This is a genomic window from Sphingobium jiangsuense, from assembly GCF_014196495.1.
Taxonomy (GTDB): domain Bacteria; phylum Pseudomonadota; class Alphaproteobacteria; order Sphingomonadales; family Sphingomonadaceae; genus Sphingobium; species Sphingobium jiangsuense.
In genome coordinates this window covers 1-16193 of record NZ_JACIDT010000027.1, presented here as the reverse complement: position 1 = coordinate 16193, position 16193 = coordinate 1, and the positions used below count along the sequence as shown (strand labels likewise).

Below are 16193 nucleotides of genomic sequence, written 5' to 3'. Positions count from 1 at the left end.
ATCCTCCCTTTCCCTCGGCAATGGGCGCTGTTAAGGGTCGGCCTGAAACCCGCGCGGCGGAAGGACAGCATGGCCGAAAAATTCGAACGTCACCGCCAGCCGTGGACTGCCGCGGAAATCCAGAAGCTGCACACGCTGGCGAAGAAAGGCATGGCCCTCAAGGCGATCGCCAAAGCCCTGACCCGCAGCGAGGAATCGGTGAAGGAGCGCGCCCGGTCGGACGGGCTGACCATTGCGAATCTGCGATAAAGGCGCACGGCCTGCCATCAAGGGGAAGCGGTCGCTCCCCCTGCCCCCATCGACGCAGGTCAGATCGCGTGTTCGTCCTCTTCGGTGATCTCGGCGAGCTTGCCCTCGACCGGCCGCTTGCCCGGCGTCGCCTTGCGATAGGGCTCGAAGCTCGCGCGGTCGGCGTCGAAGGTCATGTCCCACGGAATATTGTCGCCGCGGAAGATCGGCGGCGCGTTGTTCGACCAGAGCAGCGAGCCGAAGCGGAAATCCCAGGCGCGCGGCACCCAGTTGTCGTCCAGATAATCGGTGTCGGCGTGATATTCCGCCTCCCCCGCCTTGCCGGGCATGTCGCAATAATAATAGATGGCCGAGGAAATGCGGTGGCGCGAAATGCCGCCGGAGCTGTTCATGCTCTCATTCTTCCAGCCCTTCGCCTCCATGATGTTCGCGCCCAGCATCACCTCGTCGATGTCGTCGCAGCCGAAGGCGATGTGCATGAACTTGAAACCGTCCGGCGCGATCGGCAGGTCGCAATTCACCCAGAAGATCGAATGATGCTCGAACGTGCCGGGCGCGCGGGCGAAGATGCCGGTGCCCCTGCTGTGGTCGATATAGCGGAAGCCCAGATGGCGCTCGTAGAATTCGAAGCTGCCGACATAATCGGGCGAGAAGAACACCACATGATTGATCGTCTTGGGGATCGCTTTTTTCCGCCAGATGCGGTGCTGGTTGAAGCGCGGCCAGGATGCGGGCGTGTTGACCGGGCTGGCCTCGCTCACCACCTGCTTTTTCGCCCAGACCTTGAGCGCGATCGGCTGGCCGTCGGGGCAGACGCAATGGATCGCGCCGTCGTCGCTGCGGCGCACCTCCACCTCGGCTGCGAGGCTGCCCGCGATGCGCTCCAGCGCCTCTATGCCGTCGACGCCCCAGACGGTTTCCTTGAGGCCGTCGCCGGGAAAGGGATCGGGCGAAGGCAGGCGTGGATCGCCATGGCGGTAAAGCACGACCTTTGACCCCGACGCCAGCTCGAACACCGCTTCGCTGTCGTCCGCATGGGCCAGCGGCAGGCCGAAATCGGTCCAGAAACGGCGATGCTCCTCCAGGTCCGAAACCCCGAAGACCGCACTTTCAACACCCAGAACGCTCATGATAACTCCCTTCTCGACCCCTGATGTATGAAAGAGAGCCAGCCCAGCGAAAAACGCATTTTATCGCTGCCTGCTATCGGCAGGACCGATAGCAGGCGCGCGGGCGAACCGTTTCAGCTCTTGCGGAACAGGATCGTCAGCAGGAACAGGATGGTGCGCGCGTCGAGCAGCTTCAGCGCCGCCCGCGCCTCCTCCGGCGTCACCTTCGCGACCATCGGCATCGCTCCGAAGATCTTGCCGCGCACCACCAGCGCATTGCCGTCCCGCTCGATCTTGCGGACGGTCATCAGTTCCTTGTCCTGCGCGTCGAGGATCTTCATCACCGGGGGTTTGGCGTTACCTGTCGTCATTGCACGGCTCCTGCACAGACCTTGTCGAAATCGATGCCCATATCGTCCATCATCTGGATCGCGGTGGCGCGCCCGGCGCCGAACACGCCGCCGCCCGGATGCATGAACGGGCCGACCAGATAGAGATTCTCGATCCCCGCCACCCGCAAATTGCCGAGGTCGGGCGTCGGGCGATGGCCGACCGACTGATACATGAACGGCGCGCAGCCGTGGATGTCGCCCCGCAGGAAGCTCGCCGGGCTGTCACGCTCATGGTCGAGCGGTGAACGGACCAGCTTGCCGATGACGTTGTCCTCGTCGAGGTTGGAGAAGAAGAGGCGATATTGCCGCAGGCTTTCCTCGGCGATCTCGTCCTTCACCCGGTCCCATGCGGCGGGGCCGCCTTCGTGCAGATCATAGGGCGCGAAGGTGACGCCGTAGAACACGCCGCCCCCGGCAGGCGCGCGGCTGGGGTCGTTGCCGCAATTGTCGCCGCCCGCAATCAGGCGGCGCGGCGGCACCACGCCCCGGCGCAGATGGTCGTAATCGAGCAGCATGTCGCGCATCGTGTGCGTCTGGAGCAACTCGGTCATCACCCCGCCCTCGCCTTCGGACCAGCGCAGCTTCGCCTTTTCCTTCAGCGCCATGTGCAGCAGGTTGATCGAGAAGGTCGAGGGCGTCACGCGCTCGGCGCGCTGCAACACCGGCTCCGGCGTTTCGGAGACGAACTTGCGCAGCACCAGCGGGTGGATCGCGCCGATCACGCCGTCCTTCGCCATGAAGGTTTCGCCGTCGACCATCTCCAGCCCCACGGCCTTGCCGGAAGAGACGATCACCCGCTTCACCTCCGCATTGCAGCGGACCTCGCCGCCCCAATGCTCGATCGCGCGGACCAGCGCCTTGCTGAGCTCACCCGACCCGCCCTTGGGCATCGACACGCCATAGGTGTGGATGATGCCCGGCATCAGGAACGCGCCCATGCCGGTGCCCAGCTCATCGGGCATCTGGAGGTTTTCCGTCACCAGCCGGACGATGTGGATTTTCAGGCGCTCGCTCTCGAAATACTGGTTCACCACGTCGAGCGCGGAACGGCTCATCACGTCGAGCAGGAAGCGGCCCTCGTCCGACTGGTCCATCATCGCGACGAACGCGCCCATCGGGAAAGGCGGCATGTAGAGGCCGGACATGAACATCGGCAGCACGCTCTGGCTCGCCTCCACGAACCGGCGATAGGCGTCGGCGTCGCGCGGGCTGTATTGCGCAATCTCCGCGCAAGTGCGGTCGAGGTCCTTCCACGACCGCATCACGGTGCCGTCGTCCCAGATGCTGACATGCGGCAGTTCCGGATAGATATATTCGAGCCCGAACCTGCCGATCAAGCCGAGTTCATCGTCCCGCAGCATCGGGTTGCCCTGGATCATGATGTGCACATTGCTGTGCTCGTCATGCCACCAGCCCGGCGTGATGAGTTCGCGGGTGGACACGCCGCCGCCGAAATGCGGCTTGCGCTCCAGCACCAGCACCTTCTTGCCCGCCTTGGCGAGATAGGCGGCGGCGGTCAGGCCGTTATGGCCGCCGCCCATGATCACCACATCATAATTGCTCATGCCTGTTCTCCAAAAAACGCGCGAAAACCCGCAATGCCGGGCACATGGCTGGAACAGCCCCCGTCGGAGACGAGGACATGCCCGGTGATGTTGCGCGCGGCGGGCGACGCGAGGAAGGCGACCGCCTCGGCGATATCCTCCGCCTCGCCCAGCCGGTCGCGCAGCGTCTCGGCCTCCACCGTCTCGCGCAGGCGGGGCGGAAAGGCCTCGCGCAGCGCGGGCGTCATCGTCATGCCGGGCGCGACCGCGTTGCAGCGCACGCCATGGATGCCGTGGCTGGCAGCGATGGAACGGGTCATCTGGATGATCGCCGCCTTGGAAGAGCTGTAGGCGGCCTGGATCATGTGGCCCTGCAACGCCAGGTTGCTGACCGTGTTGACGATAGTGCCGCCGCTCGCCCGCAAATGGGGCAGCGCGGCGCGGCAGGCGACCATCGTGCCGCGCACGTTGATCGCATAGGTGCGGTCCCAGATGCCGGTCGGCATCGCTTCCACATCGCCGTCGCGCATCGCCACATCCGGGCCGAGAAAGGCGGCGTTGTTGTGAAGGATATCGAGCCGCCCGAACCGCTCGACCGCCTGCGCCACCATCACCTGCGTCGATGCCTCGCTTTCGAGGTCGAGCTGGATGGCGATCGCCCCCGGCAGGCTGTCGGCCACGGCCTGCGCCGCGTCGAAGGCGATGTCGGCGACGGCCACGCGGGCGCCTCTCGCCGTCATCAGCCGCGCCGTCGCCGCGCCTATGCCGCCCGCTCCGCCGGTCACTATGGCGGCTTTTCCGTCAAGACGGATCGCGTCGGATTGCATTATCCTCTCCTCGCATTGATCTTTCCGTCGCCCCTCATAAAGTGGGCCCGCCAGGGGAAGAAGAAGGCACTTTTTTGTGCCCGCAAAGATTGGGGCCGATGACGGATTTTGACGATTTCGAAGGTCTGGACGATGCGAGCCGGGCGGGCCTGCGCACGCTGACGGGCGACATGCAGCAGCATGGCGCGGAACGCGATGCGCCGATCCGCACCGTGTTCGGATTATTGGGGGACCGCTGGTCGACGCTGATCCTGCTGCTGCTGAACATCGGCCCATTCCGCCATGCGCTGATGCGCCGCCTGCTCGACCGGCTGAGCGCGGAAGGGCGCATCTCGCAGCGCGTGCTGACGCTGAAGCTGCGCCAGCTCGAACGCAACGGGCTGGTGGTGCGTTCGGTCAGCGACGACGTGCCGCCGAAGGTCGGCTATGCGCTGACGCCGCTGGGCGCGGAGCTGGTGGCCGAGGCCCGCCGCCTGCTGGGCTGGGTGCAACAGAACCGCACCCGGATCGAGCAGGCCCGCGCCGCATTCGACGCGGCGGAGGAGGATTGAAGGGAGGTGTTATCGGGGGCACTCCCGCACAGAGGCCCTGTCGCGCGCCGCCGCCTGAGATGCCAGCCTGCGCTGGCATGACGGGGAATATAGGGTTGGTTTGGGCGGTTTTGCGATATTAGCCCCTCCCCTGAAGCGGAGGGGAGGATTGATGCCAGCTCGCAGCCGAAACCCGCCAACCGTCGTCCCCTCAGGACCGCCCCTGCCCCGCCGCGTGGCTCTGGAACTGGGCGCTCAGTTCCTCGCGCGAGACGTCGCGGCGCTTTTCCTCCAGCAAGACCACGCTGTCGTCCGGAAGCGGGGGCGATGCCGTCGCGGGTGAGCGGGCGCAGGCCGCCAGATGCTCGACGATCCAGCGGATCGCCGGATCGTTGTTGCCGGAAATATGCCATTGCACCGCCTCGCGGATGGGCGGGATTTCCAGCGGCATCTCCTTGACGACGAGCGGCAGATATTCGGTCAGCCGCGCCGCCAGCCGCCGGTGCATGGTCGTGACGCGGTTCGACCCGACGACGAAGCCCGGCACCGACATGAAGCTCGGCGTGATGATCTCGACCCGCCGCTGGCGCTTCTGCCGCCGCACGAACCAGTCCTCGAACGCCGACACCCGCGCCCGGCCGAAACGGGGCGTCACATGACCCAGCTCGAAATAGAGGTCCTTCGTCATCGGCTGCGCCATGGCGGGGTTGCCGCTCCAGCCGACGACGACATAATCGTCCTCGAACAGGATCTGGCTGGGATGATCGGTCGATATCGCATAATCGATCGTGATGAGCAGATCGACGAAGCCCCGCTCCAGCGTTTCCAGCAGCGCCTCGTTGAGCGGCTGGATCTCGAACCGCATGTGCGGCGCCTTTTCCTGCAATTCGGTGAAGGCCGAGGCCAGCAGCACCTCGGTCATATAGTCGGACGCCATGATGCGGATCGCGCGGTCGGACGTCGCCGGGTCGAAGGGCGGCGACACGGCGATGGTGGTGCGGATCTGCTCCAGCACCGCGCGCACCGGCTCGACCAGCGATTCCGCCCGCGCGGTCAGCACCATCTGCCGTCCCTTCTGCACCAGCAGGTCGTCGCCGAAATAATCGCGCAGCCGCCCCAGCGCCGAGGAGGTCGCCGATTGCGACAGGCATATCCGCTCCGCCGCGAGGCTGACGCTGCATTCGCTCAACAGCGCGTCGAGCGCCACCAGCAGGTTGAGGTCCAGCCTGTCGAACCGCATATCCTCTCTCCTTGCAACGGCGCGCTTTCGCCCACCCCGGCGCCTCTTGACGGTACGGCCTAGCTCGCGGCGATCACGGCCAGCGCATTGGCGACCAGCTTAGCAGCATCGCCGTCATGGGCAAAGCCCGCGCGTTCCGCCGCCGGGGTGGAAAGCGGCGGCTGCGCGCCGAACCCCGCCTCCAGCGCGGCGTCGGGGCGATAGCGCACCAGATCGACGGACACCCCGCATTGCCGCGCGATCTCGGCGGCAAGGTCGCTCATCGCGATGCGCTGCGCGGGCAGCGTCACCACCCGCGTCACCGGCATCAGGTCCGCGTCCATCTCCAGCGCATGCACCAGATTGTCGGCGCAGCGGCTGACCGACTGCGCCCAGATGGTCGCGCCCGCCGACACCGGGCAGACGAATTCCTCGCCCGCGCGCAGCGCATGGAACAGGTCGCTCATGAACGCCGACTTCATGCCGCTCGGCCCCTTGGGGCGGGCGAGGATGCCGGGCAGGCGCACGCTGATGCCCTCTATCTCGCCGCGATGGTGCATCATCGACACGGCCAGCTCCATCATCGCCTTGTGCCCGCCATAGATCATGCGCGGGGCGAGCGGCGTGTCGTCATCCACTCCTTGCGCGGGCAGCGGATCGCCGAACACCGCGATCGAGCTGGCATAGACGATGCGCGGCCGGTTTCCGGCCACCTTCGCTTCCTCCAGCAGGTCGTACATCGCGTCTATATTGACCCGGCGCGAGGCGGCGGGGTCGGCCTCCGCCGCGCCGCCCGGCACCGTCGCGAGATGGACGAGCGCGCTGCACCCGTCGCGGAACGCCTCGGCCCGCACCTGCGGCGAGCAGATATCCCCCACCACGGCCCGCGCTCCTTCCGGAATGCCGCCCGCCGCGCTGTCCATGCCGACCACGGGCTTTCCGGCCGCGACCAGCCGCTTCACCAGTTGCCGCCCGACGAAACCGCCTGCGCCGGTAATGATAATGGTCATCGGAAATCTGCTCCTTATGTTCGGGCCGGGCGGCCCCGCGATCAGTAGCGGTCGGGATAATGCTCGCGCACGTCCTCGCTGAACGAGGCCAGCGGATAGGGCAGCATCCCGGCGTTCCACGCATCCCATTTGAGGCGCATCGCGCGCAGGCGCGCCGGGTCGTCCTGCGCCCGGTCGGCGCGTTCGCGCACATCCTCGGCGAGGTTGAACAGATGCTCCTTCCCGCCGATCTTCAGATATTTCCAGTCGCCCTCGCGCAGCGCCGCCTGCTCGTTCGCCTTGAACCGCCAGTAGAGCGCGCGGGTAACCGGCGCGGCGGCGCCCAGCAATTGGGCCGAGAGGTTCATGCCGTCGAAGCGGCCCGCCTTCGCCGGATCGCCGCCGGCCATCGCCAGCAGGGTCGGCAGGAAGTCCATCGTGACCATCACCTGATCGGATTTCGACCCGGCCGCGATCTTCGCCGGCCAGCGGATCAGCAGCGGCACGCGGATGCCGCCTTCCAGCAATTCCCCCTTCACGCCGGTGAACGGCCAGGTTTCGGAAAAGCGCTCGCCGCCATTGTCGCTGGTGAAGACGACGATGGTGTTGTCGGCCTTGCCGCTGCGGTCGAGCGCGGCCAGCACCTTCGCCACATTCTGGTCCATCGCCTCGACCATTTCCTTATATTTGGCGAGGCTGCCGCCATTATAATGGAAGGACGCGCTGAGCGTCTTGGCGACCTCCGCATCCTCCCGTCCTTCCCAGGGCCAGTGCGGCGCATTGAAATGCAGGCTGATGAAGAAGGGCTTGTCGCCCGCCTGCTCGATGGTCCTGACCGTCTCGTCGCCGAACAGGTCGGTCAGATAGCCGGTGCGCTCGATCGGCGTATCGCCTTCGGCCAGGCCGATGCCCACATCCCTGCCGCCCATCACCATATGATGGCGGAAATAGTCGGCCGCACCCTCGATGATGCCGAAGAACTCGTCATAGCCGTGGCGCAGCGGGCTGTGCCTGGGCGGCTCGCCCAGATGCCATTTGCCGATCAGCTTGGTGCGATAGCCCAGCCCCCGCATCACCGACGCGATGGTCGGGCGATCGAGCGGCACGCCGCTTTCGGTGGGCGCGTTGAGGCCGAACGGCTCCTCCAGCCCGATCGGGAAGCGATATTGATAGCAGCCGGTCAGCAGCGCGGTGCGCGTGGGCGAGCAGATGGAGCTGTTCGCATAGCCCTGGCTCAGCTGGACGCCCTGCGCGGCGATGCTGTCGATCGCCGGGGTCCTGATATGGTGGGAACCGGTGCAGGACAGGTCCGCATAGCCCAGATCGTCGGCCATGATGTAGATGATGTTGGGCCGGTCCTTCGCGACTTTCGCGGCGCTTGCTGCCGCCGACGCTTCGCCCGTCATGCCGATGAGGCCGAGCACGCTCGCCCCGCCCAGAAAGGATCGCCGGTCAACCTGCATGTCTTTTTCCTCCCCAATGGCTCAGGGCAGGACCATCGGCCCTGCCCTGCTGTCTCGATGCGATGGCAGAGTTCAGAATTCCGCCGACAAACGCAAGCCGTAGGTACGCGGCGCGGTGAAACGGGCCACCGCCATGCCGATGGGCGAGCGCTGCGGCGAGGAGATCCGGCGCTTGTCCTCCAGATTGTAGATGAAGCCGCTGATCGACCAGCCGCGATCGGCCGAGCGCAGCGTCAGGTTGACGTCGGTCTGCCAATAGGCGCGGATGCGCTCGAAATCGAGATATTCGAACGCGCCCCACTGGTCGTCGCGCCACGCGGTGTTGACGCTGCCCACCAGTTCGAGGGTGTCGCCGACCGGCACCACCTGCTCCGCGCCCAGATTGACGGTCCATTTGGGCGAGAAGAGCAGCGGGTTGCCGGAGCAGTTGAAATCCTTGACCGGCGCGCCGCCCGCGGTGGCGCCGGTATAGGTGAACGGGCAAGCGATATTGTCGCGCGGCGAGGCGGTGTAGAGATGCAGGTCGTCATAGGTCGCATCCAGATACTGCACCTTGGCGTTCACCGTCGTCGTGCGGGTCGGCTTCACCACCGCGTCGATGTCGAAGCCCTTGATCGTCGCCTTGCCCGCATTCTCGTTGGAGCTGATGAGCGTGCCGCCGGTATCGACAGTGAAATAGGTGATCTGCTGATCCTTGTACTTCCAGTAGAAGCCTTCGAGGTTCAGCTGCACCCGGTTGTTGAAGAAGCGGTTCTTCGACCCGATGGTGTAGGCAGTGATGAATTCCGGGTCATAGCGGGACTTGCCCTCGGCCAGCTGGAAACCGCCCGCGCGATAGCCGGTTTCGACCGTCGCATAGAGCAGATTGTCGGGCGTCAGGTCGAATTCGGCCGAAGCCTTCCACGTCAGCCGCGAATAGGTGCCGCTGTCGACCACTGGATTATAGGTCTTGAGGATAGTGCCGACGCCATTGGTCAGCGGGAACACCTGCACATTTGGCTGGTCGGCGCTGCCTGCCGCGATCCAGCCGTTTGAAACCAGCCAGTTGATCGTGTCGCCGGTGGTCAGGAAATTGGGATAGTGCGGCAGCGCGCCGGGGGCGGCGCAGCCATTGGCGAAGGAAGCCGGCGGAGTGATGTTGTTCGGCGGCGGGCTACCGCAGAAGGTGATGAAATTGTTGATCATCCCGTCCATCGACTTATAGTCGTGGGTGTAGCGCAGGCCGCCCACCAGACGGAAACGCTCCGTCAGATTGGCCGTCAGCTGGCCGAACAACGCCCAGCTGCGCGTCTTGTGCTCATAGGCCTGGATCGGCAGCACGAATTCCTGATTATATTCGTTGTTCGCGCGGATCTTCTCGTTGAAATAGAAGCCACCGAGCACATAATCGACCATCCCGGCCGATCCGGCCAGCCGCGCCTCAAGGCTGTACTGCGTGTCGGTTTCGTCGATGAAGGCGGTGTTGAACGCGGGGCCGTTGAACAGGCTGCTGCCCTTCGACTTGCGATAGGCGGGCAGGATGGTGAAGGTGCCGATATCGGTCTTCCAGTTCAGCTCCGCATTGACGCCCCAATAGGTGAAGTCGACATAGGGTTGCGCGTTCATCGGATCGAGGAAGCCGAAGCCGGGCGCGCCGATCAGGGTCTGGCGCCACGCATTGGCGGCTGCGGTGTTGAACCCTTCCGAGGAATCGAACGGCGCCGCCGCGAGGCTGTAGCCGTTGGGCGCCGAGCTGTCCGGGTTGAAGGCGCCGAGATAGCTGCCGCCCGGCCCGATGCCGCCCACCTTGGTCCAGTCGGCGGCGAGGCGCAGCGTCACCGCGTCGCTCGGCTCGATCAGGAACTGCGCGCGCAGGCCGCTGCGGTCGAGATCGTCGCTGCCGTCGCGATTGAAGCCGTCGCGCACCTGCCGCGTGCCCGCGATGCGCAGCGCGCTGTTGTCGCTGGTGGCGAGGTTCACATAGCCGTCGACGCTGACCGCCTCGTAATTGCCATAGGAAAGGTTGAAGCCGCCGCTGGTGCTGCCCAGCTCCGGGCGGGCGGGAATGATGTTGATCGCGCCGCCGGTCGCATTGCGGCCGTAGAGGATGCCCTGCGGCCCCTTCAGCACCTCGACGCGGGCCAGATCGTAGAAGGCCGAGGCGAAGGCACCTGCCGCGCGGGCCAGAACGACGCCGTCATAGCTGGGCGTGACCGCCGGATCGCTCCAGCTGCTCGACGTGATGTTGCCGACGCCGCGGATGAAGATCGAGGTATTGGATGCGCCGCCATTGGCGATGCTGATCGCCGGCACGCTCTTGGTGATGTCCTCGGCCTTCAGGATGCCCTGCTGCGTCAGGGCCGCGCCCGTCACCGCGTCGATGGCGACGGCGGCCTTCTGGAGGCTTTCCTCGCGCCGCTGGGCGGTGACGACGATATCGGTCAGGCCGCCGGCCCCGGCCTGATCCTCCGCGTCCTGCGCGGAAGCAAAGGTGGAGAAAGAAGAAATGGAAATGATGACAGCAGTGGTCGCCAGCAAAGTGCGCCGCATGGTAACTCTCCCTGAGTTGTTTTGCTTTCGGCGTAATTCTGGTCTCTTCCGGTCCCATATGTCACATTGATTTTCTGGATGCCTCCTATCTGCAAAGGCGAAGGCAGACGCGGCGACCGTCATCAACTATCCAGGCTTCCGATAGCAGCTATTGAGCCAACGAACTTTCCGCTCCCCATCCCCGCCGATAGGCAGGACGATGAAAAAACAGTCCACAAGGGGTCTGAAGAGGATGGTTTCCGGGAAGAAGATTTTGATCGTTGGCGGCGGCATCGGCGGGATGGCGGCGGCCATCCGCCTTGCGGAGCTGGGCGGCGCGGTGACGCTGATCGACCTCGACCCGGACTGGCGGGTCTATGGCGCGGGCATCACCATCACCGGCCCCACGCTGCGCGCCTACAAGCGGCTCGGCCTGATCGACGAGATCGAGGCGCAGGGCGCGATCACCAACGGTTCGGTCATCTACGATCATGACGGCACGCTGCTGCACGAGATGGACGAGCCGGTGCTGGAGGAAGGGCTGCCCGCGACCGGCGGCATCATGCGCCCGGTGCTCCACCGCATCATGCAGGCGCGGGTCAAGACGCTCGGCATAGCGGTGCGCCTCGGCCTGTCGGTCAGCGCGCTCGCCAACCGCGACGAGCAGGACGGCGGCGGCGTCGACGTGACCTTCACCGATGGCGGAACCGGGCATTTCGACCTGGTGGTGGGCGCCGACAGCGTCTATTCCGGCGTCCGCCGCCTCGCCTTCCCGCATATGGACGAGGCGCAGCCCACCGGGCAGGCCTGCTGGCGCATCTCGATCGACTGCCCGCCAGGCTTCACCAAGGGCGAATTCTACCTGGGCCACGACCATCCCGCCGGGATCACCCGCTGCTCCGGGGACAAGGTCTATATGTGGATGCTGACCCCGCACATCCACCGCGACGAGCATTACAGCGACGAGGAGCTCTTCGTCATGCTGAAGGAGCGGCTGGGGGATTTCGGCGGCAATATCGGCTGGATCCGCGACACCATGACGCGCGAGGACTGGATCAACTATCGCCCCCTCGCCGCCGCGCTCCAGCCGAAACCGTGGTATGTCGGCAATATCGTGCTGCTGGGCGACGCCGTGCACGCGACCACCCCGCATCTGGCCTCCGGCGCGGGCATGGCGGTCGAAAGCGCGCTGGTGCTGGCGGAGGAACTGGACCGGGCGGACAGCATCGCCGACGGGCTGCTCGCCTATCAGGAACGCCGCTTCGACCGCTGCCGCGACGTGGTGGAAACCAGCGTCACCGTGGGCCGGATGCAGCTGGAAGGCGGATCGGCCGAGGAGGTCGGCACGATGATCGGCGACGCCCTGCACCGTCTGGCGGAGGAGTATTGAGGCCGCGCGCCGGTTCGTCCCAATCCGCCATGCCACCAAACCCGTTCGGGCTGAGCTTGTCGAAGCCCTGTCTTTCTTGCCTCAAGGGAAAAAAGGACAGTTCCAAAATGAAAAACCGGCGCCCCGCACAGGGCCGCCGGTTTCCTTACTCTAACCGCTATCGGGCGCTATTCGGCGGTCCACCCGCCATCGACCACCAGGCTGGTTCCGGTCATCAGGCCCGCCGCGTCGGACGCGAGGAACACCACCGCGCCCATCAGGTCCTGCACCGTACCGAGCCGCCCCAGCTTGATCTTTTCCAGCACGCTCGCAAGGAACGCCTTGTCCTCGAAAAAGGGCCGGGTCATCGGGGTTTCGATGAAGGTCGGGGCGATCGTGTTCGACCGGATGCCGTGCGGCGCGAGGTCGAGCGCCATCGCCTTGCTCATCCCCTCCAGACCCCATTTTGATGCGCAGTAGAGCGACCGGCGCGGCCCGCCGACATGGCCCATCTGCGACCCCATATGGATGAGGGAGCCACGGAGCCCCGCGCCGATCATCCCCTTGGCCACCGCCTGCGCAACGAAGAAGGCGGAACGCAGGTTGAGGTCCAGCACCGCGTCATAATCCTCTTCCGTCACCTCGGTCATCGGCTTGGGGCGGTTGGTGCCGGCATTGTTGAGCAATATGTCGAACGGCGCGAGGGCAGCGAGTGCAGCCGCCGTCCCCGCCACGTCGCCGACATCGAGGCGCAGCGCGTCGGCCTGCCCCCCTGCCGCGCGGATCGCCTCCGCCCCGGCCTCGATCTCGCCGGTGCTGCGGGCGGCAAGCGTCACATGCGCCCCCGCCTCGGCCAGCGCGGCGGCGCAGGCGAGGCCGATGCCCCTGCCCGCGCCCGTCACCAGCGCCCGCCTGCCGTCCAGACGGAAGCTCGGCGTCGTCGGCAGCGCTTCCACCTCAGGCCGCCGTTTCCGGGGTCGGCTCGGCCTGACCCGCATAGGGGACGTTGCGGCCACCGAAGCGGCGCACACGGATATTGGCCTGCTCGCCGTGCCCGGCAAAGCCCTCCAGCGCGCACAGGCGGCTGCAATATTCGCCGATCAGCGCGGACGCCTCATCGGTCAGCACCTTCTGATAGGTGCAGGTCTTGATGAACTTGCCGACCCAGAGGCCACCGGTATAGCGCGCCGACTTCTTCGTCGGCAGCGTGTGGTTGGTGCCGATCACCTTGTCGCCGTAGGAGACGTTGGTGCGGTTGCCGAGGAACAGCGCGCCATAATTGGTCATGTTCTTCAGGAAATAGTCGGGATCGGCGGTCATCACCTGCACATGCTCCGATGCGATGTCGTCGGCGATGCGTACCATCTCCGCATCATCCTCGGCAACGATGACCTCGCCGAACGTCTCCCACGCCTTGCGGGCATGGTCGGCGGTGGGCAGGATCTGGAGCAGGCGCTCGACTTCCTTCATCGTCTCGCGCGCCAGCTTTTCCGAGGTGGTGAGCAGCACCGCCGGACTGTCCGGCCCATGCTCGGCCTGGCCCAGCAGGTCGGTGGCGGCCAGTTCGGCATCACAGCCGATCTCGTCGCAGATCACCAGCGTTTCGGTGGGACCGGCGAACAGGTCGATGCCGACGCGGCCGTAAAGCTGGCGCTTGGCTTCGGCGACGAAGGCGTTGCCGGGGCCGACCAGCATGTCGACCGGATCGATGCTCTGCGTGCCCAGCGCCATCGCGCCGACCGCCTGAATGCCGCCAAGCGCATAGATGGCGTCGGCGCCCGCGAGCGCCTGCGCCGCGACGATGGCGCGGGCGGGCTGGCCCTGGAACGGCGGCGCGCAGGTGATGACGCGCGGCACGCCCGCCACCTTGGCAGTGATGACCGACATATGCGCGGAGGCGAGCAGCGGATATTTGCCGCCCGGCACATAGCAGCCGGCAGCGTTGACCGGCAGGTTCTTGTGGCCCAGCACGACGCCGGGCAGGGTCTCGACCTCCACGTCCTTCATGCTGTCGCGCTGGATCTGCGCGAAGTTGCGGACCTGCGTCTGCGCGAATTCGATGTCCTTGCGCTCCTGCGGGCTGAGGCTGTCGACGCAGGCGTCGATCTCGGCCTGCGTCAGGCGGTAATCGTCGCGGTCCCAGCCGTCGAACTTGATCGACATGTCGCGAACGGCCGCATCGCCGCGCTTTTCGATATCGGCCAGCGCCGCCTCGACGATGTCGCGAACCTTGCGATCCGCATCCGCCTTCGCCTCGGCGGTCGCGCCGCGCTTCAGATAAGTTGCCATAGTCCCGTCCTTTCAAATGCCGGAAGGCGGCCTTTCCCGACCGCTTCCAAAGTTCAAAAACCTGCGTTCAAGATCGAAGAGGGTCAGAAGCCTTCGATCGCCGTTTCGACATGATCGACTTCGGGGGGCTGTTTGAAGAACGGCCCGGCCAGCGCGCGCCATGCCTGAAAGCCCGGCGATCCGCGGAAATCGACCATATGCGCGTCCACGCTGTCCCAGCCGACGACCAGCAGATAGCGGCCCGGCCGGTCCACCGAGCGGTCGAGGCGAAAGCTGCGGCACCCCGCCGCCGCCCTGAAATGCTGCGCCGCCTCGGCGACGGCGGCCTCGAACGCGGCGGCATCGGCCGGGTCGATCTCGATCCGCGCCAGTTCCCTGATCATGATTGCCCTTCCCTCTCTTGGGTCGACTCAATTTGTGCATACTTATTCACACTAAATCCCCCGATGTGCAATAGGGATTTTCAAAGGCACATTTGTGCGCACGAAAATATTGAAAAATCGTCCTGTTATCGTATATGAAATCCTATTCATACCATATCCGCACGGTTGATCCTTCGACCGGAGCCTGCGATGAAGGCGCGCAGAGATGAACGACCGTATTTTCGTCACCGCCCATGATGTCGCCCGCGAGGCCGGGGTTTCCCAGTCCGCCGTGTCGCGCGCCTTCACGCCCGGCGCGCGGATCGCCGCCGACACGCGCGAGCGCATATTGGCGACGGCCGAACGGCTGGGCTATCGCCCCAATCTGCTGGCGCGCTCGCTCATCAACGGGCGGTCCAACATCGTCGGCGTGGGCGTGGGCGACCTGGGCAACCCCTTCTTCGTCCAGACGCTGCAACTGCTGTCGAACAGCCTCAACGAGGCGGGCCTGCGCCTGCTGATGTTCCCGGCGGAGGGCGATGCCGGGTCGGAACCCTCGATCCGCGAGATATTGCATTACCGGCTCGACGCGCTGGTCCTGCTGTCGGTCGGCCTGTCCTCGACGCTGGCGGAGGAATGCCGCAAGGCGCAGGTGCCCGTCATCCTCTACAATCGCACCACCCGCGATCAGGACGCGTCGAGCGTGATCGGCGACAATGCGACCGGCGCGCGCACCATCGCCGCGCATCTGCTGGCGGGCGAGCATCGGCGCATCGCTTATCTGGCGGGCACCGAAGGATCATCGACCAATGTGCAGCGGGAAAGCGCCTTCTACGCCTATATGGCCGAGCAGGACGCGCCGGAGCCGATCCGCGAGAACGGCCAGTTCCGCATGGAGGCAGCGACCGCCGCCACCCGCCGCCTGCTGACGGCGAGGGACCGTCCCGACGCGATCTTCTGCGCCAACGACACGATGGCGATCGCGGCGATCAATGTCGCGCGGCATGAATTCGGCCTCGATGTCGGGCGGGAATTGTCGATCGTCGGCTATGACGATGTGCCGATGGCGGCATGGCCCGCCTTCTCGCTGACGAGCTATTCCCAGCCCGCGCAGGCGATGGTCGATGAAACCGTGCGCCTGATCCACGCGCTGCGCGCCGCCCCGGCGAGCCATGAAAGGGTGATGCTGGAAGGATCGCTGGTGGTGCGGGGCAGCAGCCGGGCCGTCCGCCCCCACGCCGCCTGACCGCTCACCACGCTGTTGCGCCGGCATCGACGGGGATATCTGCGCCTGTGACGTATCGCGCTTCGGTGGAGGCGAGCCACAGGGCGCACCATGCGAT

Annotated in this window: 15 protein-coding genes; 4 read left to right on the top strand and 11 right to left on the bottom strand. The window is 65.7% G+C overall.

Annotation, left to right across the window (positions count from 1 at the left end; genetic code table 11):
- The first annotated feature begins 69 nt into the window (after window positions 1-69).
- Window positions 70-249, top strand: a complete 180-nt coding sequence (locus GGR43_RS21355) for a hypothetical protein (RefSeq protein ID WP_188073841.1) — start codon at window positions 70-72, stop codon at window positions 247-249.
- A 59-nt stretch (window positions 250-308) separates the two neighbouring features.
- Here the strand turns inward: GGR43_RS21355 and GGR43_RS21350 are convergent, their stop codons facing one another.
- From GGR43_RS21350 to GGR43_RS21335, 4 genes are all read right to left on the bottom strand, one after another.
- Complete coding sequence (locus GGR43_RS21350; protein ID WP_188073840.1) at window positions 309-1379, bottom strand: VOC family protein; 1071 nt, start codon at window positions 1377-1379, stop codon at window positions 309-311.
- A gap of 113 nt (window positions 1380-1492) precedes the next feature.
- A complete protein-coding gene (locus GGR43_RS21345) occupies window positions 1493-1729 on the bottom strand; it encodes a hypothetical protein (protein WP_223177562.1) in 237 nt (78 codons plus the stop codon).
- On the bottom strand, window positions 1726-3315 hold the full coding sequence (locus tag GGR43_RS21340; RefSeq protein ID WP_188073839.1) for a phytoene desaturase family protein: 1590 nt from the start codon (window positions 3313-3315) through the stop codon (window positions 1726-1728). The genes GGR43_RS21345 and GGR43_RS21340 overlap by 4 nt, the downstream gene beginning before the upstream one ends.
- A complete protein-coding gene (locus GGR43_RS21335; RefSeq protein WP_188073838.1) occupies window positions 3312-4121 on the bottom strand; it encodes an SDR family NAD(P)-dependent oxidoreductase in 810 nt (269 codons plus the stop codon). The genes GGR43_RS21340 and GGR43_RS21335 overlap by 4 nt, the downstream gene beginning before the upstream one ends.
- 98 nt (window positions 4122-4219) lie before the next feature.
- Between GGR43_RS21335 and GGR43_RS21330 the strand changes: the two genes are divergently transcribed.
- Window positions 4220-4672 carry a winged helix-turn-helix transcriptional regulator gene (locus GGR43_RS21330; RefSeq protein WP_188073837.1) on the top strand — a complete coding sequence of 151 codons (453 nt, stop codon included), beginning with the start codon at window positions 4220-4222 and terminating at the stop codon, window positions 4670-4672.
- A gap of 190 nt (window positions 4673-4862) precedes the next feature.
- Here GGR43_RS21330 and GGR43_RS21325 read toward each other — a convergent pair whose 3' ends face one another.
- From GGR43_RS21325 to GGR43_RS21310, 4 genes are all read right to left on the bottom strand, one after another.
- The gene (locus tag GGR43_RS21325; protein ID WP_188073836.1) at window positions 4863-5891 is read right to left on the bottom strand and encodes a LysR family transcriptional regulator; all 1029 of its coding nucleotides are present in this window, start codon (window positions 5889-5891) and stop codon (window positions 4863-4865) included.
- Between the two features lie 59 nt (window positions 5892-5950).
- A complete protein-coding gene (locus GGR43_RS21320) occupies window positions 5951-6880 on the bottom strand; it encodes an NAD-dependent epimerase/dehydratase family protein (protein WP_188073835.1) in 930 nt (309 codons plus the stop codon).
- A 41-nt stretch (window positions 6881-6921) separates the two neighbouring features.
- Entirely contained in the window at window positions 6922-8322 is a 1401-nt protein-coding gene (locus GGR43_RS21315) for a sulfatase family protein (protein ID WP_188073834.1), read from the bottom strand.
- Between the two features lie 72 nt (window positions 8323-8394).
- Window positions 8395-10851: a TonB-dependent receptor gene (locus tag GGR43_RS21310; protein WP_188073833.1), complete on the bottom strand. Its 2457-nt coding sequence runs from the start codon at window positions 10849-10851 to the stop codon at window positions 8395-8397.
- Between the two features lie 232 nt (window positions 10852-11083).
- On the opposite strand from GGR43_RS21310, the gene GGR43_RS21305 reads away from it, so the two are divergent.
- Window positions 11084-12220 carry an FAD-dependent monooxygenase gene (locus GGR43_RS21305; protein ID WP_246343969.1) on the top strand — a complete coding sequence of 379 codons (1137 nt, stop codon included), beginning with the start codon at window positions 11084-11086 and terminating at the stop codon, window positions 12218-12220.
- Between the two features lie 167 nt (window positions 12221-12387).
- Here GGR43_RS21305 and GGR43_RS21300 read toward each other — a convergent pair whose 3' ends face one another.
- The 3 genes from GGR43_RS21300 to GGR43_RS21290 form a co-directional block, all read right to left on the bottom strand.
- Window positions 12388-13155, bottom strand: coding sequence for an SDR family NAD(P)-dependent oxidoreductase (locus tag GGR43_RS21300; RefSeq protein ID WP_343054543.1), 768 nt, complete (start codon window positions 13153-13155; stop codon window positions 12388-12390).
- A gap of 1 nt (window position 13156) precedes the next feature.
- On the bottom strand, window positions 13157-14488 hold the full coding sequence (gene hisD, locus GGR43_RS21295) for a histidinol dehydrogenase (RefSeq protein ID WP_188073830.1): 1332 nt from the start codon (window positions 14486-14488) through the stop codon (window positions 13157-13159).
- Window positions 14489-14571: 83 nt separating this feature from the next.
- Window positions 14572-14871: a putative quinol monooxygenase gene (locus GGR43_RS21290; protein ID WP_188073829.1), complete on the bottom strand. Its 300-nt coding sequence runs from the start codon at window positions 14869-14871 to the stop codon at window positions 14572-14574.
- Window positions 14872-15076: 205 nt separating this feature from the next.
- On the opposite strand from GGR43_RS21290, the gene GGR43_RS21285 reads away from it, so the two are divergent.
- A complete protein-coding gene (locus GGR43_RS21285) occupies window positions 15077-16096 on the top strand; it encodes a LacI family DNA-binding transcriptional regulator (protein WP_188073828.1) in 1020 nt (339 codons plus the stop codon).
- Window positions 16097-16193: the final 97 nt, after the last annotated feature.